This is a genomic window from Rhizobium binxianense, from assembly GCF_028994275.1.
Classification (GTDB): domain Bacteria; phylum Pseudomonadota; class Alphaproteobacteria; order Rhizobiales; family Rhizobiaceae; genus Rhizobium; species Rhizobium binxianense.
In genome coordinates this window covers 4,096,749-4,114,179 of sequence record NZ_CP118713.1, presented here as the reverse complement: position 1 = coordinate 4,114,179, position 17,431 = coordinate 4,096,749, and the positions used below count along the sequence as shown (strand labels likewise).

General features: G+C 61.5%; 16 protein-coding genes. 10 read left to right on the top strand and 6 right to left on the bottom strand.

Going from position 1 to position 17,431, the window contains the following annotated elements; translation table 11 throughout:
• Positions 1-181 precede the first annotated feature (181 nt).
• The 4 genes from PO860_RS20125 to PO860_RS20110 all read left to right on the top strand — a co-directional run bounded on the left by PO860_RS20125 (position 182) and on the right by PO860_RS20110 (position 4,770).
• Complete coding sequence (locus tag PO860_RS20125; RefSeq protein ID WP_273884390.1) at positions 182-643, top strand: hypothetical protein; 462 nt, start codon at positions 182-184, stop codon at positions 641-643.
• Between the two features lie 6 nt (positions 644-649).
• Positions 650-1,342, top strand: coding sequence for an ABC transporter ATP-binding protein (locus PO860_RS20120; RefSeq protein ID WP_273884391.1), 693 nt, complete (start codon positions 650-652; stop codon positions 1,340-1,342).
• On the top strand, positions 1,339-2,643 hold the full coding sequence (locus tag PO860_RS20115) for an ABC transporter permease (protein WP_273884392.1): 1,305 nt from the start codon (positions 1,339-1,341) through the stop codon (positions 2,641-2,643). The genes PO860_RS20120 and PO860_RS20115 overlap by 4 nt, the downstream gene beginning before the upstream one ends.
• A gap of 240 nt (positions 2,644-2,883) precedes the next feature.
• Positions 2,884-4,770: an MFS transporter gene (locus PO860_RS20110; protein ID WP_273881318.1), complete on the top strand. Its 1,887-nt coding sequence runs from the start codon at positions 2,884-2,886 to the stop codon at positions 4,768-4,770.
• A gap of 37 nt (positions 4,771-4,807) precedes the next feature.
• On the opposite strand, the gene lpxE is transcribed toward PO860_RS20110, so the two are convergent.
• Positions 4,808-5,560, bottom strand: a complete 753-nt coding sequence (gene lpxE / locus PO860_RS20105) for a lipid A 1-phosphatase LpxE (protein ID WP_273881319.1) — start codon at positions 5,558-5,560, stop codon at positions 4,808-4,810.
• A 174-nt stretch (positions 5,561-5,734) separates the two neighbouring features.
• Positions 5,735-6,847 carry a 3-isopropylmalate dehydrogenase gene (leuB, locus tag PO860_RS20100; RefSeq protein WP_183608458.1) on the bottom strand — a complete coding sequence of 371 codons (1,113 nt, stop codon included), beginning with the start codon at positions 6,845-6,847 and terminating at the stop codon, positions 5,735-5,737.
• Between the two features lie 170 nt (positions 6,848-7,017).
• Between leuB and PO860_RS20095 the strand changes: the two genes are divergently transcribed.
• Positions 7,018-7,950, top strand: coding sequence for a pyridoxal-phosphate dependent enzyme (locus PO860_RS20095; protein ID WP_273884393.1), 933 nt, complete (start codon positions 7,018-7,020; stop codon positions 7,948-7,950).
• A 113-nt stretch (positions 7,951-8,063) separates the two neighbouring features.
• Here PO860_RS20095 and leuD read toward each other — a convergent pair whose 3' ends face one another.
• The 3 genes from leuD to PO860_RS20080 form a co-directional block, all read right to left on the bottom strand.
• Positions 8,064-8,672: a 3-isopropylmalate dehydratase small subunit gene (gene leuD / locus PO860_RS20090; RefSeq protein ID WP_126907201.1), complete on the bottom strand. Its 609-nt coding sequence runs from the start codon at positions 8,670-8,672 to the stop codon at positions 8,064-8,066.
• 133 nt (positions 8,673-8,805) lie between these two features.
• Positions 8,806-9,228 carry a VOC family protein gene (locus PO860_RS20085; protein WP_183608460.1) on the bottom strand — a complete coding sequence of 141 codons (423 nt, stop codon included), beginning with the start codon at positions 9,226-9,228 and terminating at the stop codon, positions 8,806-8,808.
• Between the two features lie 126 nt (positions 9,229-9,354).
• Positions 9,355-9,588 (bottom strand): hypothetical protein, encoded by a 234-nt coding sequence (locus PO860_RS20080; protein WP_018244124.1) that lies wholly within the window; start codon positions 9,586-9,588, stop codon positions 9,355-9,357.
• Between the two features lie 139 nt (positions 9,589-9,727).
• Here PO860_RS20080 and PO860_RS20075 point away from each other — a divergent pair, with 139 nt between their 5' ends.
• The gene (locus tag PO860_RS20075; RefSeq protein ID WP_273884394.1) at positions 9,728-10,627 is read left to right on the top strand and encodes an HpcH/HpaI aldolase/citrate lyase family protein; all 900 of its coding nucleotides are present in this window, start codon (positions 9,728-9,730) and stop codon (positions 10,625-10,627) included.
• Positions 10,627-10,833: a DUF1737 domain-containing protein gene (locus PO860_RS20070; protein ID WP_183608462.1), complete on the top strand. Its 207-nt coding sequence runs from the start codon at positions 10,627-10,629 to the stop codon at positions 10,831-10,833. Before PO860_RS20075 ends, PO860_RS20070 begins: the two co-directional genes overlap by 1 nt.
• A 124-nt stretch (positions 10,834-10,957) precedes the next feature.
• Here PO860_RS20070 and PO860_RS20065 read toward each other — a convergent pair whose 3' ends face one another.
• Entirely contained in the window at positions 10,958-11,395 is a 438-nt protein-coding gene (locus tag PO860_RS20065) for a metallopeptidase family protein (protein WP_003589582.1), read from the bottom strand.
• A 161-nt stretch (positions 11,396-11,556) separates the two neighbouring features.
• Here PO860_RS20065 and PO860_RS20060 point away from each other — a divergent pair, with 161 nt between their 5' ends.
• Genes PO860_RS20060 through PO860_RS20050 form a run of 3 tightly spaced genes read left to right on the top strand, consistent with a single transcriptional unit; the run spans position 11,557 to position 17,418 of the window.
• Complete coding sequence (locus PO860_RS20060) at positions 11,557-12,501, top strand: ImuA family protein (RefSeq protein ID WP_273881324.1); 945 nt, start codon at positions 11,557-11,559, stop codon at positions 12,499-12,501.
• Between the two features lie 40 nt (positions 12,502-12,541).
• The gene (locus PO860_RS20055) at positions 12,542-13,957 is read left to right on the top strand and encodes a Y-family DNA polymerase (protein WP_275035617.1); all 1,416 of its coding nucleotides are present in this window, start codon (positions 12,542-12,544) and stop codon (positions 13,955-13,957) included.
• Positions 13,954-17,418 carry an error-prone DNA polymerase gene (locus PO860_RS20050; RefSeq protein WP_275037953.1) on the top strand — a complete coding sequence of 1,155 codons (3,465 nt, stop codon included), beginning with the start codon at positions 13,954-13,956 and terminating at the stop codon, positions 17,416-17,418. Before PO860_RS20055 ends, PO860_RS20050 begins: the two co-directional genes overlap by 4 nt.
• The last annotated feature ends 13 nt before the right edge of the window (positions 17,419-17,431 follow it).

Below are 17,431 nucleotides of genomic sequence, written 5' to 3'. Positions count from 1 at the left end.
CGGCCTAAAATCTGAATCCGCATCTAAATCAAAGAAATAGAGCATGATGTCGTCCGAAAGCGCGCACACTTTTCGGCATCATGCTCTGGCCGATCCGGCAGGGCCGCTTGCCGGCTCTGCCTCTTTCACCGATCATGGTCCCGGCCGTTCAGCGGCCGGGATTTGCTTCCTGGAGGTCGCCATGGACATATTCTCTTCGCTGCATCTCAGCCGGCGCCGGCTGATCGGCGCCGCCGTCGCGCTTCCCTTTACCGTTTCTCCCGTTCGGGCGGCCGATTCTTCGCTCTCCTTCGACGAGCTCTATGGCAAATTCGGCGTGCTCGGCCTCGAATTCTCCGATAAGGTGAAGCGCCTTGCCGGCAAAGACGTCAGAATGAAGGGCTTCATGGCGCCGCCGTTGAAAGCCGAGGCGCAGTTCTTCGTGCTCACCGAAGTGCCGATGTCGCTCTGCCCCTTCTGCTCCTCGGATGCGGATTGGCCGGATAATATCGTCGTCGTCTATCTCGGGGAGAAGCAGACCTTCGTGCAGCCGCGCCAGACGATCGAAGTGCGCGGCACGCTGGAATACGGTTCCTGGACGGACCCGGACACCGGCTTCGTCAGCCTGCTGCGCCTTCGCCAAGCCGAATATTCCGCTGTCTGAACCGATATGCTCGCTCTTGATATCGAAAACCTTGATGTCACCTTTCCGGGCCTGTCCTCGCCGGTACTGGCGATCGACCGCCTGTCGATCGATGCCGGCAGCAGGGTCGCCATCACGGGGGCGTCCGGTTCCGGCAAGAGCACCTTCGTCAATATCGTTGCCGGGCTGGAGCGGACACGCCAAGGCCGCGTCCGTTGGAACGGCGAGGATATTGCGGGCTTTTCGGAAAACCGGCGCGACCGGTTCCGTGCCGCCAATATCGGCCTGGTCATGCAGGAGTTCCATCTTTTCCCCGGCCTGTCGGCGCTGGAAAACGTGCTTTTGCCGGCGCGGCTTGCCGGCGCCGCCACGGCTGGCGTCATCGAGCGGGCGCATTCGCTTTTGAGCACTGTCGGTCTTTCCCGTCCGGGCCAGAAGATCGAAACCATGTCGCGCGGCGAGATGCAGCGCGTGGCGATCGGCCGGGCGCTGCTGCGCAAGCCCGGCGTCATCATCGCCGACGAGCCGACGGCAAGCCTCGATGCCGAAAGCGGCGAAGCTGTCGGCGATCTCATTCTCGATCTTGCCATTGCCGAAGGCAGCACGCTGATCGTCGTTTCGCACGATCAGCGCCTGGCCGGCCGCCTCGACCGGTGCATCACCTTCGGCTCCGGCCGGATCAGCGACGATTCCGCGGCAAAGGCGGGGGAGGCTGCATGATCCGCTTCATCCTTTCCGATCTTCGTCGCCTCTGGGCAGGGTCGCTGGTGGTTGTGCTCCTGGTGGCGCTGGCGAGCGCGCTCGGCGTTTCCGTCGTGCTGCAGGAGCGGGCGCTTCGTCTCGGCAGCGCGCGCGCCGCCGACAAGTTCGATCTCGTCATCGGCGCCGGCGGCAGCGAGACGCAGCTCGTTTTGTCCTCGGTCTTCCTGCAACCCTCGCCGCTGCCGCTGATGGCGGGCGAGGTGCTGGGCAGGCTTGCCGCCGATCGCCGTGTCGACTGGGCCGCTCCGATCGGCTTCGGCGATTCCTTCTCCGGCTATCCGATCGTCGGGACGACGACCGTGTTGGTGCAAAACCTGTCCGGCGGCTTAACCGAGGGCAAGGTTTTCGCGCGCGAGGGGGAGGCGGTCATCGGCTCCGCCGTCAAGCTGTCGCTCGGCGGCGAGATCAAGCCGATGCACGGTTTGCCTGAAGAGGGCGGCGAGACCCATACCGAACTCGTCTACCATATCGCCGGCCGCCTGCGGCCGACGGGTACTGCCTGGGACCGGGCCATTCTTGTTCCGATCCAGGCCGTCTGGCATATCCATGGCCTGGAGGCGGAGGAAGGTGCTGGGACCGAGCACGAGCATGAAACGGGGTCCGGCACGGGTACGGCTGAACATGGCTATGCGCATGAGGACGCCGGCGACCATCACGAGGGGCATGAGCATCACGGCAAGCTTGACCCGGATGCCGCGCTCAACGAGCGCTGGACTGCAGGCGCGCCCGGCCTTCCCGCCATTCTCGTCAAGCCGAAGACGATCGCCGACGCCTACAGGCTGCGGCAGGAATATCGCCGCGGCAATACCGTCGCCGTCTTTCCCGGCGAGGTGCTGACCAATCTCTACGCCACGCTCGGCGACGCCAAGCAGATCCTCGTCGCGGTCGCCGCCGGCGCGCAAGCTCTCGTCGCAGCCTCGCTGGTGCTGGTCACGGTCATCCATATCGGCCAGCGCCGCCGCCAGATCGGCGCGCTTAGGGCTTTCGGCGCCCCGCGCGGCGCGATCTTCGGCATCGTCTGGCTGGAATTCTTCTTCCTAGTGGCGGTCGGCATCGGGCTCGGATTCGCGTTCGGTTATGCCGCGGCGCTGACCTTGTCAGGGATGTTCTCGCAGACGAGCGGGATCGCCATGCCGGTGGGCTTTGCCCGCGAGGACGCCGGACTTGCAGGGGTGCTGCTTGCCTTTGCGACAATCCTTGCAGCACTGCCGGCGGTGCTCGCCTACCGGCAATCGCCGGCACAGGCGCTGAGGGCATAGTGCATTGGCGTAAACAAGATCTCCTTCCAAGCCTCTCCGGCGGCTGAATGCTCACGGGCGGTGGACGTGCCGATGTGCCTGACAAAACCTGTCGCTCTTAGACTAAAGTCATAATCCCAAAGCCTCTCTCTTTGTGGCCCGTCTTTTCTGGCACACTCTCGTCAGGCGTGTCGCGGCCAGGGGTCTGCTTTGAGGAGAGTAGGTCGCGCGCGTTGCTCATCACTCTGTGGAGGACAGACAATGGCTAATGTCGTAAGCATCGACGGCGCGAAGGCCGGTCCGATGACGGGCGAAGAGAAGAAGGTGATCTTCGCCTCTTCGCTCGGCACCGTTTTCGAATGGTATGATTTCTATCTCTACGGTTCGCTCGCCACCTATATCGGCGCGACCTATTTCACCCAATATCCCGAGGCGACGCGCAACATCTTCACGCTGCTCGCCTTTGCCGCCGGCTTCCTGGTGCGCCCCTTCGGCGCGCTGGTGTTCGGCCGTCTCGGTGATCTCGTCGGACGCAAATACACCTTCCTAGTGACGATCCTGATCATGGGTCTGTCGACCTTTCTCGTCGGTATCCTGCCGGGCGCCGCCACGATCGGCATCGCAGCGCCGATCATCCTGATCGCGTTACGCCTGTTGCAGGGCTTGGCGCTGGGCGGTGAATATGGCGGCGCGGCGACCTATGTCGCCGAACATGCGCCGAATGGCCGCCGCGGCTATTTCACGTCGTGGATCCAGACGACGGCAACGCTCGGCCTGTTCCTGTCGCTGATCGTCATCGTGCTGGTTCAATATCTGATGGGCCCGGTTCAATTCGCCGCCTGGGGCTGGCGCATTCCGTTCCTGGTCTCGGTCGTCCTGCTCGGCGTCTCCGTCTGGATCCGCCTAAAGATGAACGAATCGCCGGCGTTCCAGCGGATGAAGGCGGAAGGCAAGGGCTCCAAGGCGCCTCTGACAGAAGCTTTCGGCCAATGGAAGAACGCCAAAATCGCGATCATCGCGCTTCTCGGCGCCACCATGGGCCAGGCAGTCGTCTGGTACGGCGGCCAGTTCTACGCACTGTTCTTCCTGCAAAACGTGCTGAAGGTGGATCTGCAGTCGGCCAACATCATGGTCGCCATCGCGCTCTTCCTCGCCACGCCGTTCTTCGTCATCTTCGGCGGCCTTTCCGACAAGATCGGCCGCAAGCCGATCATCATGGCGGGTCTTCTCATCGCGGCGGTGACCTATAATCCGCTGTTCAAGGCGATGACCTGGACGGCGAACCCGGCGCTTGCCGAAGCGCAGGCAACGATCCGGGCAACGGTGACGGCCGATCCGGCGGATTGCAGGTTCCAGTTCAACCCGACCGGCACGGCGAAGTTCACCAGCTCCTGCGACGTGGCGACGGCGTTCCTGACGAGGAACTCGGTGCCTTACGACGTCGTGCCGGGTCCCGCCGGTCAGCCGGCAACGGTGAAGATCGGCAACGCGACGATCCCGAGCTTCGACGTCGTCGCTGCCGGCGACAAGGCCAAGGGCATGACCGCCGCCTTCGAAAAGGGCGTCAACATCGCGCTTCACGATGCCGGTTACCCGCTGAAGCGCGGCGTGGCCAAGGTGCCGGATGCCAAGCTCGATGCCTTTATCGCGGCCAATCCGGAACTGTCGCTCAATGCCGATGCCGTGCGCGCCGGCGAAAAGGAAACCGTGCCGGCGGCCAAGCTGGTCGAAACCAAGCTGCTGACGGCCGATGAGGCCAACGGCGTCACCGATATGGCGGTCTACAACGTCGCCAATGGCGGCACGTTTGCCATGGCGGCCGATCCGGCCCGCGTCAACTGGATCGGCACGATCGCCATCCTGTTCGTCCTCGTCCTCTATGTGACCATGGTCTACGGTCCGATTGCGGCACTGCTGGTCGAGCTCTTCCCGACCCGCATCCGCTATACCGGCATGTCGCTGCCCTATCACATCGGCAACGGCTGGTTCGGCGGCCTGCTGCCGGCGACGGCCTTCGCGATGAGCGCTGCCGCGGGCGATATCTATTATGGTCTCTGGTATCCGATCGTCTTTGCGACGATCACGCTGGTGATCGGCCTGATCTTCCTGCCGGAGACGAAGAACAGAGATATCCACACCATGGATTGAGGAAGCGCATTCGCGTTTAAGAAAAAAGGCCCGGCGCTTACAAGGCGCCGGGCTTTTCCGTATCGGAAAACAAGCGTTTGGCGAGGGGCCAGCCATCCGGCGCCAGTTTGAAGAGCAGGCCGCAGCGGGCAAAGACGATCGCCGTCAGCAGCGAGAACCAGGCGCCGAACGCAAGGCCGGCGATGACGTCGCTCGGATAATGGGCGCCGACCATGACACGGGTCATGCCGAGCCAGATGGCGCAGGCGATGAAGGCAACGCGGTAGCGTGGAAACAGCAGGGCGAAAGCGGCGAAGAAGGCGCCGACCGTGGTGGAATGCCCGGACGGAAAACTTTCGAAAGCGGCGTGGCCTGAAAAGGGCGTGAAGGAAAACATGCCGTAATCGTGAAAATGATCGGGACGCGCCCTGCCGATCGCCCGCTTCAGCAGATTGGCGAGAAGCCCCGACAAGACGACCGTGGTGAAGAGATAGGCGCCGATCCAGCTGACATAGAGCGCCTGCGCCTTGGAGCGCGCCGTCTTCACAAGCCTGTAGCCCGCCCGGCCCTGAAAGAACAGCAGGATGCTGGTGTAGATCAGCCAGGCGGAATCGCCGAAACCGGTCAGCATTTCGCCGAGGTGCTTCACTGGTGCTGGAGCTTCACTGGCGCCGATCGGTGCGTCGAAGAGCAGCATCGAGAGGATCACGGCATTGAGCGTGATGAAGAGACAGGCCTGCCAGCGCAAAGGCGGCATGCCGACGCTGCTCCGGCGCCAGCGCCTGTCCAGGGAAGCCCAAAATGCCCGCATGCCGTCGTCCGTTCGAATTTGCCCGCTCGTTAAATCCGGCGCAAAAATACACGAGATTGTGGCCAGGAATAGTCCGTTTGGGATAATTCGCCCAAGCCGGTCCGGGTCGCGTTCTTAAGAAAAAAGCCCTCCGCATGCATCATGCGAAGGGCCGGAACTGTTTCACGTGAAATATCAGGCGGAAAGCGTCTTGAACTCGGCGAGGATCGCATCGCCCATCTCGACGGTGCCGACCTGCCTTGCGCCATCGGCCATGATGTCGCCGGTGCGGATGCCCTTGTCGAGCACGTTGGCGATCGCCTTTTCCAGGTCGTCGGCTTCCTTCACCAGATTGAAGGAATAACGCAGGCACATGGCGAAGGAGGCGATCATGGCGATCGGATTGGCGATGCCCTTGCCGGCAATGTCGGGGGCCGAGCCATGCACCGGCTCGTAGAGCGCCTTGCGCTTGCCGGTCTTGCCGTCAGGCGCGCCGAGCGAGGCCGACGGCAGCATGCCGAGCGAACCGGTCAGCATGGCGGCGACGTCGGAAAGCATATCGCCGAAGAGATTGTCGGTGACGATGACATCGAACTGCTTGGGCTGGCGCACCAGCTGCATGCCGCCGGCATCGGCCAGCATGTGTTCGAGCTGGACGTCGGAATATTTCGCCTTGTGCGTCTCGGTGACCACCTGGTTCCAGAGCACGCCCGACTTCATGACGTTGCGCTTTTCCATGGAGCAGACGCGGTTCTGCCGCGTGCGGGCCATTTCGAAGGCGACGCCGGCGATGCGCTCGATCTCGTAGGTATCGTAGACCTGCGTGTCGATGCCGCGCTTCTGGCCGTTGCCGAGGTCGATGATTTCCTTCGGCTCGCCGAAATAGACGCCGCCCGTCAGCTCGCGGATGATCAGAATGTCGAGGCCTTCGACCAGTTCCGGCTTCAGCGACGAGGCCGCGGCCAGGGCGGGATAGCAGATGGCGGGGCGCAGGTTCGCGAAGAGCTGCAGATCCTTGCGCAGGCGCAGCAAGCCGGCTTCCGGGCGCACGTCGTAAGGCACGCTATCCCATTTCGGGCCGCCGACGGCACCGAAGAGCACGGCATCGGCGGCAAGCGCCTTCTGCATGTCGGCTTCGGAGATCGCCGCGCCATGCGCATCGTAGGCGCTGCCACCGACAAGGCCTTCGTCGGTGACGAAACCGGCATTCATCGCCTCGTTCATATAGGCGATGATCTTGCGGACCTCGCCCATGGCCTCGGGACCGATGCCGTCACCCGGCAGCAGGAAAAGATTGCGCGCTGTCATGAAACCCTCCTGGGAAAAACAAGTTGCGGTTTCTTAGACCCCGGAAATGGGCATTTCAAGCGAGAGAAGGGGCGAATCGGTACGCTTGGCTCTTCGCCGCGATATTGCTCCTGCGCCTGCAAAAGGATTAGAACCGGCAGACCCCGCTTTAATTTCCCCGGATGGTTCTTATGTCTTTCGCATCTCTCCATCTCGACACCCCCTTGGTTCAGACAGCACCTGGCTACAGCGCCAGCGGCAAGCCGCTCTGGCTGAAGCTCGATGCGCTGCAGCCTTCCGGCAGCTTCAAGCTGCGCGGCGTCGGCCGGCTTTGCCGGCATGAGGTGGAAAATGGTGCGCGCGAGATCTTCTGCGCGTCCGGCGGCAATGCCGGCATTGCCGCGGCCTATGCCGGACGGGGGCTCGGTGTGCCGGTCACCATCGTCGTGCCGGAAACGACGGCGGCCGATGTGCGGCAGACGATCGCCGCAACGGGCGCGAATGTCCTCGTTCATGGTTCGGTTTTCGACGAAGCCAATGCCCATGCGGTCGAACTCGCCCGGAGCCGCAACGCGACCTATGTGCACCCCTTCGACCATCCGCTTCTGTGGGACGGCCATGCGACGCTGATCGATGAGGTGGTGGCGAAGGGTGCCAAATTCGATTGCGTCGTCACCAGCGTCGGTGGCGGCGGGCTGCTGGCCGGCATTGTCGAGGGGCTGAAGCGAAACGGGCTTTCCGATGTGCCTGTTATCGCCGTCGAAACGGAAGGGGCGGCCTCGCTGAATGCCAGCCTCGAGGCGAATGAGCGCATTGTCCTTCCCGCCATCACCTCGATTGCCAATTCGCTCGGGGCGCGGCAGGTGGCGCAGCATGTTTTCGACCTGCCGGAGCAGCATCCGATCGAAAGTGTCGTCGTCAGCGACGCCGATGCGGTCGCCGCCTGCCTGAAATTTGCCGATGCCTATCGCATCTTGGTCGAGCCGGCCTGTGGGGCGGCCCTTGCCGTTGCCGATGTGCATGCCGGGCTGCTTCAGCGCTTCGACAATCCGCTGATCGAAGTCTGCGGCGGCATCGGCGTGTCGCTCGAAAAGCTTAAGGCCTGGAAAGAAAAGCTTCTCTGATCGACCGCAATTCAAAGTGTTACAGCGTCTGTTGCGCGTCTGGAAAGAGGCGCGACGCTGTAAAGAAAAAGCCGGGCGAAAGTCCGGCTTGATCGATCATTATTGGAGAGCGCTCAGGCCGCCCAGGGGTGCGACGCGGCGTTCTTCTTTTCGAAGCTGTCGATCGCCTTGCCCTTTTCCAGGGTCAGGCCAATGTCGTCGAGGCCGTTCAGCAGGCAGTGACGCTTGAACTCGTCGAGATCGAACTTGATCGAGCCGCCGTCGGGGCCGGTGATCTCGAGGTTTTCGAGATCGACGGTCAGGATGGCGTTGGAGCCGCGCGAGGCGTCGTCCATCAGCTTGTCGAGATCGTCCTGGCTGACCTTGATCGGCAGGATGCCGTTCTTGAAGCAGTTGTTGTAGAAAATATCGGCGAAGCTGGTCGAGATGACGCAGCGGATACCGAAATCGAGAAGCGCCCAGGGCGCGTGCTCACGCGAGGAGCCGCAGCCGAAATTGTCGCCGGCAACCAGGATCTTGGCATCGCGGTAGGCCGGCTTGTTCAGCACGAAATCCGGGTTTTCGGAGCCGTCTTCGTTATAACGGGCCTCCGCGAAGAGGCCGGTGCCGAGGCCGGTGCGCTTGATCGTCTTCAGATAATCCTTCGGGATGATCATGTCGGTGTCGATGTTGACGACCGGCAAGGGCGCAGCAACGCCCGTGAGCTTCACGAATTTATCCATGACCCATGCTCCATTTCTGCAAATCTACTTCCTGAATTTGCATCTAGTCCAGTTTTCCGCCGAAATGAAGGAGAATCTTTCTAAAATGGCGGCCACGCGATGTTTCGCGCGGCCTGCCATCGTGCGTGTTTCGTCATTTGGTCGGTGCGTTCAGGCCCCAGAGGACGCCGAACGGGTCGCGAAGCTGGCCGTATCGGTCGCCCCAGAACATCAGTTCGACCGGCATGACGACTTCGGCGCCGGCAGCGACGGCGCGATCCCACCAGAAATCGATATCATCGATCACCAACTGGATGGCGAAGCCTTCATGCCCTTTGAAGGGGTGGCCGTATTCGGGATAGGCATCCGACAGCATGAGGGAGCTGCCGTTGATGTAGAGATGCACATGCATCGTCCGGCCGCTCTCGTCGACCGGCACGGTATAGGCCTCTTCGGCGCCGAAAGCCTTCTTGTAGAATTCGGCGGCTTTCACCGCGCCACCGACCGTCAGATAGGGCAACAGGCCATTCTTGACCGGCGGCATCTTGGTCGGGTTGCTTTCTGTCGTTGCATCCATGCTTGTCCTCCATTCATCTTAGCGCCGGCTGAATGCCTGGCTGCTTCAAGGACGTAGCATGGAAGCATGATCCGACAGTGTCGGCCGAAATTTTTCGGCGAACCAAAATTTTCAGCGAAAAGGTGATCAGAGATCGATGATCGTGCCGCGGCCGTCGTTCCAGACCCGCATCTCCGGCTTACCGTTATTTGCCTTGGCACGGACCGGAGCGGGTTTCATCTTCATCGATAGCGCGCGCCCGACCATGAGTACGGTCAGGATGCCGCCGACGGCAAGTGTCACCGAAAAGGTGAGAAGCAGCATGGCCACGAAAACGGTGGCGCCGGCAAGCATGAGGAAGATGGAGCGAATGTTCTGCATGGGTTTGAGACCTTTCTTCGGAAAGGAATGTGGTCCTTCTCTTTCCTCTCTGCAAGGCAAGCATGGCTTTTTGTTGTTCTGCTGGACGGCTGGCATGGGCTGCTTGCTTCGGCGTGCAAAGCTTGGCACTAATTCGGCCATGAGCCGAAACCCCGTGACCCCCCGCCTGCGCCGTTCGGTGCTGAGCGTGCCTGCGATTAATCCGCGTGCCCTCGAAAAAACCCATGCGGTCGATTGCGATGCGGTGATCTTCGATCTCGAGGATTCCGTGGCGCCGGAAAAGAAGTTGGAAGCGCGGGAAAACCTGAGGCGCTTCTTTTCGGATCGTCCGCTCGAAAATAAGGAGCGGATCATTCGCATCAACAGCCTGTCATCGAATTTCGGCCTGGACGATATGGAGCTGGTGACGGCCCTTGGTCCCGATGCCGTGCTGCTGCCGAAGGTCGACGAGCCGCAGGATGTCACTGATATCAGCGACCTTCTCTCCGAGGCGGATGCATCGGAAGATCTGCGCATCTGGGCGATGATCGAGACGCCGCGCGGTATCCTGAATGCGGGAGCGATCGCCGAAGCCGGGCGCACGCCGGGCTCGCGGCTCGACTGTCTCGTCGTCGGGCTCAACGACCTGCGCAAGGAAACCGGCGTGCTGGCGCAGCCGGGGCGGGGCTATCTGGTGCCGTGGCTGATGCAGGTCGTGCTTGCGGTCAGCGCTTACGGGCTCGATGCAATCGACAGCGTCTTCAACGATTTCAGGGACGAGCAGGGTTTCGATGCCGAATGCCGGCAGGGCCGGGCCATGGGCTTTGCCGGCAAGATGCTGATCCACCCGGCGCAAATCGAGCCCGCCAACCGGCATTTCGGCCCGGATCCGGCCGCGATTGCGGAAGCCGAAGCGATCATCGCTGCTTTTGCCGATCCCGCCTCCGATGGGTTGAACGTCATCAATGCAGGTGGGCGGATGATCGAGCGTCTGCATCTTGTTCAAGCCGAAGCTCTGGTTCATAAAGCTCGCCTGATTTCTGCAAGAAAGCCCGCCTGATGAAACTCTACCGCTTCCTGACCGGTCCCGACGACGCTTCCTTCTGCCATAAGGTCACCGCTGCCCTAAACAAGGGCTGGTCGCTGGAAGGCTCGCCGACCTATGCCTTCAATGCCGCAACCGGCGCGATGCAATGCGGTCAGGCCGTCGTCAAGTCTGTCGAAGGCAAGGATTACGATCCCGAGATGAAGCTCTCCGAGCAATAGCGCGTTCTGCCGAACGCGCGGCTTAAAGCATGTCGCGCAAAAGTGTGCAGCGGTTTGCGGCAACGACATGCGTAAAACAAAGAGCTAAAGCGCAAGGAGCGAATCTGAAAGATTGCGACGCGCTTTAGCGTTCGGCGGCTTCCTCGGCGCTGGCCTCGATCCGCTCCATGTCATCGTCGCTCAGCCCGAAATGGTGGCCGATCTCGTGGATCAGGACATGGGTGATGATATCGCCGAGCGTCTCGTCGTTCTCAGCCCAGTAATCGAGGATGGGGCGCCGGTAGAGGCGGATGCGGTTCGGCATCTCGCCGGTTTCCAGCGTGAAACGTTCGGAAATGCCCCTGCCCTCGAAAAGGCCGAGCAGATCGAAAGGGGTTTCCAGCGCCATGTCCTCGAAAACGTCGTCATCGGGGAAATCTTCGATCTCGATCGTGAGGTTGGTCGTCAGCTGGCGGAATTCATCCGGCAGATGGCTGTAGGCCTCCATGGCCAGCGACTCGAAGGTGCTGATCGTCGGCGCATGGCGGTCCCGCCAATCATCGCTCTGGTCTATGCGGGCCATGAATATTCCTTCCTTTGCGGGCCCATATAGAACCTTTATCGCCGATTTTCGAGTGCGGAATCAAAGGCAGGAATAAATTCATAGAAAATGGCCGTTGACTCTTCATTAGCTCTCTGGAATCTATAAGAACATAACAGGAACAAGACGGATCGGAGAACGCCATGGCGCAGCACGCCCTGGCGCGCGAGCGGCTTTTTGCGCTCCGCGAAACCATTGCCCGACTGGAGGGAAGGCCCGCGCCGGCGCTTGCCGCAGCGGAGCAGGAAGCCCTGGCAGAAGGACGTAAGAACCGCCAGGAGCGCATTCTGCCGCCCCTACCGTTTGGGGTGGAGTTTCTCGATGGGGCATTGGAAGGCGGCCTGCCGCTCGATGCGATCACCGAATTCCGCTCGGCTCTGTCTCGTGATGCAGGTGCTGCAAGCGGGCTGGCGATGGCTGTTGCCGCGCGGCTGCAGAAACAGGAGGCGGATGCCGGCAGGCTTTTGCCGTTGCTGTGGATCGGCGATGCTGTCGGCACGCTGGAGGCCGGTCGTCCCTATGCTCCCGGGCTTCGGGATTTCGGACTGAGCCCGGAGCGGTTTCTCCATGCCGCGCCGCGCAAGCTGGACGAGGCGCTCTGGCTGGTGGAGGCCGCGGTGGAAAGCGCTGCCTTCTCGGCGGTCATCTTCGAAGTGCGAGGCAATCCCGCCCATTTCGGCCTGACCGAAAGCCGCAGGCTCAGTCTTCGGGCGCGGGCTGCCCGCCATCCGCTCTTTCTCGTCCGCCAGGCCGGGGCGGAGGAGGCAAGCAGTGCGGCCTTCCGCCTGCATGTCGAACCGGGCCCCTCCGCTCTGCGGCCGTTGCCGGACGGATCGAAGCTTTCCGGCAGCATCGGCAATCCGATTTTCCGTCTGACGCTGGAGAAGAGCCGCAATCCGGCCCCGCTCTCCTTTCTTCTGGAGTGGAATCCCCATGAACGCGAATTTCTCCCTGTCGCCGAACCAAACCTCGTTCGTCCTCCAGGCGAACAGTCAGCGCATTCTGGCGATCAGCTTCCCGCATCTGCCAACGGACCGCATCGCCCGCAGGCGATGGGGGCTCTCCTGGCGTTCGAAAGGGCGTCCTGAGACCCCGCCTATCGTCTGTTCCGGCAAACTCAACAATGCCATGCGGCTGACGGCACTGGACGAGTTGGCCGAGAGGCTGGGGCTGAAGAAGGAGTTGGGCGTTGCCGAAGCGCGTGCCATGTACCCAACGCTCGAGGTCGTCGAAGAGGATCCGGTGGCCGACCGCCGGTTGCTGGAGGCAATTGCCGATTGGTGCGACCGTTATACGCCGCTGGTGGCGTTCGACGACAAGGACGGTCTGTTTCTCGACATTAGCGGCTGCGCCCATCTCTTCGGCGGTGAAAAGGCGCTTCTCAGGGATGTGCTGTCACGGCTTTTTCATATGGGCTTCGATGCGCGCGGGGCGGTGTCATCGTCGCCGGGCCTTTCCTGGGCCGTGTCCCGCTTCGGGCAAGGCGGCGTGATCGAGGACGAGGAGACGGACCATGTGCTGATGTCCTTGCCGGTTGCAGCCTTGCGGCTGCAAGAACAAACCGTCGATGCCCTGAAGAAGCTCGGTCTGAAATATGTCGGCGACGTCATCGATGCGCCGCGAGCGCCGCTGACCCGCCGGTTCGGCCCGCAACTGCTTTTGCGTCTCGACCAGGCGCTGGGGCGTGAAGAGGAGCCGGTCTCGCCCCGGCGTCCGGTTGCCAGCCTTTCGGCCGAAAGCCGGTTGATCGAGCCCATCGGCACGGAAGAGCAGATCCTTGCCGTCACCAGGCAGGTCGCCCTATCGCTGCAGCCGTCGCTGGAGGCGCGGGGCGCCGGCGGGCGGGTGTTCGAACTGGTGCTGTTCCGCGTCGACGGCAGGGTCTTTCGTATCTCCGTCGGCGCTTCACAGCCGCTGCGCGAACCAAAGGTCATCGCCGGGCTTTTTGCCGAGCGATTGCAGGCGGTCTATGACGATCTTGATGCCGGTTATGGTTTCGAAATCCTGCGGTTGAATGTGTTGCGGCATGATCCCTTCAATGAGGCGCAGGCTGATTTCGAGGGCGACCGCCAGGGAGAGATCTCGCTTTCGGTTTTCGTCGACCGGGTCTCGGCCCGACTGGGTGCGGATTGCCTGCAAAGCTTCCAGCTCCGCGAGAGCCATGTGCCGGAACGCGCCGTCATCACGGTGCCTGTAATGGAGTGTCTTCCCAGGCGGAAGGCGGCGCCGGACATCCAACTTCCTTTCCGCCAAGAGCGCCCGCTGCGGCTCTTTGCAACGCCGGAGCCGGTCGAGATCATGCTTGCCGAAGTGCCCGATGGTCCGCCGCAGGTGTTCCGCTGGCGGCGCATGCAGCATCAGGTGGCTAGAAGCGAAGGGCCGGAACGGATTGCCATGGAATGGTGGATCGATGGGGATGACGCCGAGGCGCGCGACTATTTCCGCATCGAGGACGAGACCGGGCATCGCTTCTGGATCTATCGCCGCGGTTTCTATGGCGGGGAATTGGATCCTCGCTGGTTCATGCATGGGGTCTTTGCATGAAAAGCGAACCCGCATTTTTCGAGATCGGCGTGAGAACGAATTTTTCGTTTCTCGAAGGCGCTTCCAGCCCGGAAGAGATGGTCGTGCAGGCCGCTCATCTCGGGCTCGGCGGTCTCGGGATTGCGGACCGGAATTCGGTTGCCGGCGTGGTCAGGGCGCATGCGCAGGCGCTGCAACTCGAGGAGAGATACAAGAACAGAGATGCGATAATGGCTCAAGCGGAGAAGGAGGGGAAAAAGGAAGAGATTGTCGATCCCATCCGGATTCAGCCCGGCGCCCGTCTCGTTTTTTCCGACGATACGCCTGATATCCTCGCCTACCCACGCAACCGGCGGGGCTGGGCAAATCTTTGCCGCCTTCTCAGCGCCGGCAATCTGAAGGATGAAGCGGTCAAGGGAAGCTGCATTCTGACAGAAGCGGAATTGATGGAATGGGGGGACGAGATGATGCTTGTCCTCGTTCCCGATCGCACTCTTGTCGAGAGCCAGGCCGGGCAGTCGGCACTGGAGGATTGTCTGGAGCGGTTTCGCAGACGGTTCGGCAAGGCTTTTTTTATGGCGCTGGCGCCAGCCTATGACGGCCGCGACAGGCAGGTCTTTGCGGTGCTTGCCATGCTTGCGGCACGAAATCGCCTGCCGCTGATTGCGACCAACCAGCCGCTTTACCATCATCCCGAACGCCGGCCGCTTTCGGATGTCGTGATCGCGATCCGGGAGCATGTACAGATAGCGCAGGCCGGATTCCTGCTGGCGCCGAATGCCGAACGCTACCTCAAGGATTCACGTGAAATGGTCCGGATCTTCCGGGACTATCCCGGTGCGATCGAAAATACGCAGGTCTTCTTCGGCAAGCTGAGCTTTTCGCTGACGGAGCTGGAGCATAATTATCCACCTGAAAACGATCCCGGCGAAACGCCGCAGGAGACCTTGGAAAGGCTGACGAGAACGGGAGCTGCAAAGCGCTATCCCGAGGGTATCCCGCCCAAGGTGGCGATGCAGATCGATTATGAGCTGAAACTTATCGGCGATAAGAAATATGCCTCTTACTTCCTGACGGTTCACAGGATCATCCAGCACGCCCGTTATGAACTCAAGGTCTTGTGCCAGGGGCGCGGATCGGCAGCAAATTCGGTTATCTGCTATTGCCTCGAAATAACGGAAGTCGATCCGCAAAAGAGCACGCTGCTCTTCGACCGCTTCATTTCGATGGATCGCGACGAACCGCCGGATATCGATGTCGATTTCGAACATGACCGGCGTGAAGAGGTCATCCAGTACATCTATAAAACCTACAAAAGAGAACATGCCGGGCTGACGGCGGGTGTGACCACCTACCGGACCCGTTCGGCCGGCCGCGAAGTCGCCAAGGCCTTCGGGCTGTCGGAGGATGTCCAGTCGGCGATCAGCAGTCTCGTCTGGGGCTGGTCGGAGGACAATCTCTCGGAACGGGATGCCAAGGCAGCCGGCCTCGATATCAAGGATCCGGTGACACGGAACGTGCTGAAATATGCCTCCGAGCTTCTCGGCTTTCCCCGCCATCTCACCCAGCATGTCGGCGGCTTCGTCATTACGCGGGACCGGCTCGACGAGGTGGTGCCGATCATGAAGACGGCAATGCCGGATCGCTACATGATCGAGTGGGACAAGGACGATCTCGACAACGTCAAGATCCTCAAGGTGGATGTGCTGGCGCTTGGCATGCTGACCTGCCTGCGCAAGGCCTTTTCGCTGCTTGAACTGCATTACGAGGTCAAGAAGACGCTTGCAGATCTCGGCAACCGGGAACATGGGGACGAAGGCAAACCGGTCTATGAGATGATGGGCCGGGCCGATACGCTTGGCGTCTTCCAGATCGAGAGCCGGGCACAGATGAGCATGCTGCCGCGTCTCAAACCGACGGTGTTCTACGACCTCGTCATCGAGGTGGCGATCGTCCGGCCGGGGCCGATCCAGGGCGATATGGTGCATCCCTATCTGAAGCGCCGGGAGCAGCGGGCCAAAAACATTCCGATCGAATATCCGAGCAAGGAGCTGGAAGCGGTTCTGGAAAGAACCCTCGGCGTGCCGCTGTTCCAGGAACAGGCGATGCAGATCGCCATCACGGCTGCAGGCTTCAGACCGGCGGAAGCCGACAAGCTTCGCAGAGCGATGGCGACATTCAAGAGAACCGGTACGATGGGCAATTTCGAGAAGCGGTTCATCGAGGGAATGGCCTCAAAGGGTTATACCCAGGAATTCGCGCAGCAATGTTTCAACCAGATCAAAGGTTTCGGTGAATATGGTTTCCCTGAAAGCCATGCCGCCTCCTTTGCGCTGCTCGTCTATGCCTCCTCATGGCTCAAGGCCTATTACCCCGATGTCTTCTGCGCGGCGATGCTGAATTCCCAGCCGATGGGGTTTTATGCGCCGGCGCAGCTGGTGCGGGATGCACGCGAACACGGGGTAAAAATCCTGCCGGTCGACATCAACGAATCCGACTGGGATTGCGGTCTGGAAGAGGCGGCTTTCGATCCGAATGCCGTCGATTTCCGCCACCGTGAGATGCGCGAGATTATCAAGGCCCGGCACGCGGTGCGGCTCGGCTTTCGGCAGATCAAGGGTGTCTCGGATAAAGAGATGGCGCTGCTCGTCAAGAAGCGAGGCAAAGGGTACAGTTCCGTTCGGGATCTCTGGCTGCGGTCCGGCCTGCAGAAATCCGTCATCGAGCGACTGGCGGATGCGGATGCGTTCCAATCCCTCGGACTATCGCGACGCGATGCGCTCTGGGCGGTGCGGGCGCTGGATGTGAAGAGCGCGGCCGAGGAGCTGCCGCTTTTCGAGCAGGCCCGTCACGTCGATCTCCAGGCCGAGCCTGCAACGAAGCTGCCGGACATGCTACCGGGAGAGCAGGTCATCGAGGACTATCGTTATCTCTCGCTGTCGCTGAAGGCGCATCCCGTTTCATTCCTGCGGGAGGAGCTTCAAAGGATGGGCATCACGCGCAATGTCGATCTGTTGAAGGTCGCGAACGGAAAGAGGGTGACGATTGCCGGCCTCGTGCTGGTGCGCCAGCGGCCGGGTTCGGCCAAAGGTGTGATCTTCATGACGCTGGAGGACGAGACCGGGGTTGCCAATGCGATCGTCTGGAACAAGATATTCGACACATACCGCTCGGTTGTGATGGGCGCCCGGCTGGTGAAAATCCGCGGCCGGCTGCAAAGCCAGAGCGGGGTGATCCATACCGTCGTCGAACATATCGAGGACATGACGCCGGCGCTCGGGATCCTGCAACGCGAGGCCCGGCGTTTCGGGGGCTGCGAGCGGGCAGACGAGGTGCTGAGGCCGGGTGGCGATCAACGGCAGAAAAAGCTTGCGAATGCGCCGGAGAGGGCGGAGCTGGAAAAACGGATGGCTGCGGCAGGCCGCCATACGGGCGCGGCGGAAACCGCCGAAGTGATGCCGCGCGGACGCAACTTTCATTAAAGTGCGCCGCACT

Excerpts from the sequence above, each read along its gene's own strand:
- PO860_RS20075 (WP_273884394.1), top strand. The coding sequence starts at position 9,728 with ATGAGCCGAAACCCCGTGACCCCCCGCCTGCGCCGTTCGGTGCTGAGC.
- PO860_RS20070 (WP_183608462.1), top strand. The coding sequence starts at position 10,627 with ATGAAACTCTACCGCTTCCTGACCGGTCCCGACGACGCTTCCTTCTGC.
- PO860_RS20125 (WP_273884390.1), top strand. The coding sequence starts at position 182 with ATGGACATATTCTCTTCGCTGCATCTCAGCCGGCGCCGGCTGATCGGC.
- PO860_RS20085 (WP_183608460.1), bottom strand. The coding sequence starts at position 9,228 with ATGGATGCAACGACAGAAAGCAACCCGACCAAGATGCCGCCGGTCAAG.
- leuB (WP_183608458.1), bottom strand. The coding sequence starts at position 6,847 with ATGACAGCGCGCAATCTTTTCCTGCTGCCGGGTGACGGCATCGGTCCC.
- PO860_RS20080 (WP_018244124.1), bottom strand. The coding sequence starts at position 9,588 with ATGCAGAACATTCGCTCCATCTTCCTCATGCTTGCCGGCGCCACCGTT.
- PO860_RS20110 (WP_273881318.1), top strand. The coding sequence starts at position 2,884 with ATGGCTAATGTCGTAAGCATCGACGGCGCGAAGGCCGGTCCGATGACG.
- PO860_RS20060 (WP_273881324.1), top strand. The coding sequence starts at position 11,557 with ATGGCGCAGCACGCCCTGGCGCGCGAGCGGCTTTTTGCGCTCCGCGAA.
- leuD (WP_126907201.1), bottom strand. The coding sequence starts at position 8,672 with ATGGATAAATTCGTGAAGCTCACGGGCGTTGCTGCGCCCTTGCCGGTC.
- PO860_RS20065 (WP_003589582.1), bottom strand. The coding sequence starts at position 11,395 with ATGGCCCGCATAGACCAGAGCGATGATTGGCGGGACCGCCATGCGCCG.
- PO860_RS20120 (WP_273884391.1), top strand. The coding sequence starts at position 650 with ATGCTCGCTCTTGATATCGAAAACCTTGATGTCACCTTTCCGGGCCTG.
- lpxE (WP_273881319.1), bottom strand. The coding sequence starts at position 5,560 with ATGCGGGCATTTTGGGCTTCCCTGGACAGGCGCTGGCGCCGGAGCAGC.
- PO860_RS20055 (WP_275035617.1), top strand. The coding sequence starts at position 12,542 with ATGCGGCTGACGGCACTGGACGAGTTGGCCGAGAGGCTGGGGCTGAAG.
- PO860_RS20115 (WP_273884392.1), top strand. The coding sequence starts at position 1,339 with ATGATCCGCTTCATCCTTTCCGATCTTCGTCGCCTCTGGGCAGGGTCG.
- PO860_RS20050 (WP_275037953.1), top strand. The coding sequence starts at position 13,954 with ATGAAAAGCGAACCCGCATTTTTCGAGATCGGCGTGAGAACGAATTTT.
- PO860_RS20095 (WP_273884393.1), top strand. The coding sequence starts at position 7,018 with ATGTCTTTCGCATCTCTCCATCTCGACACCCCCTTGGTTCAGACAGCA.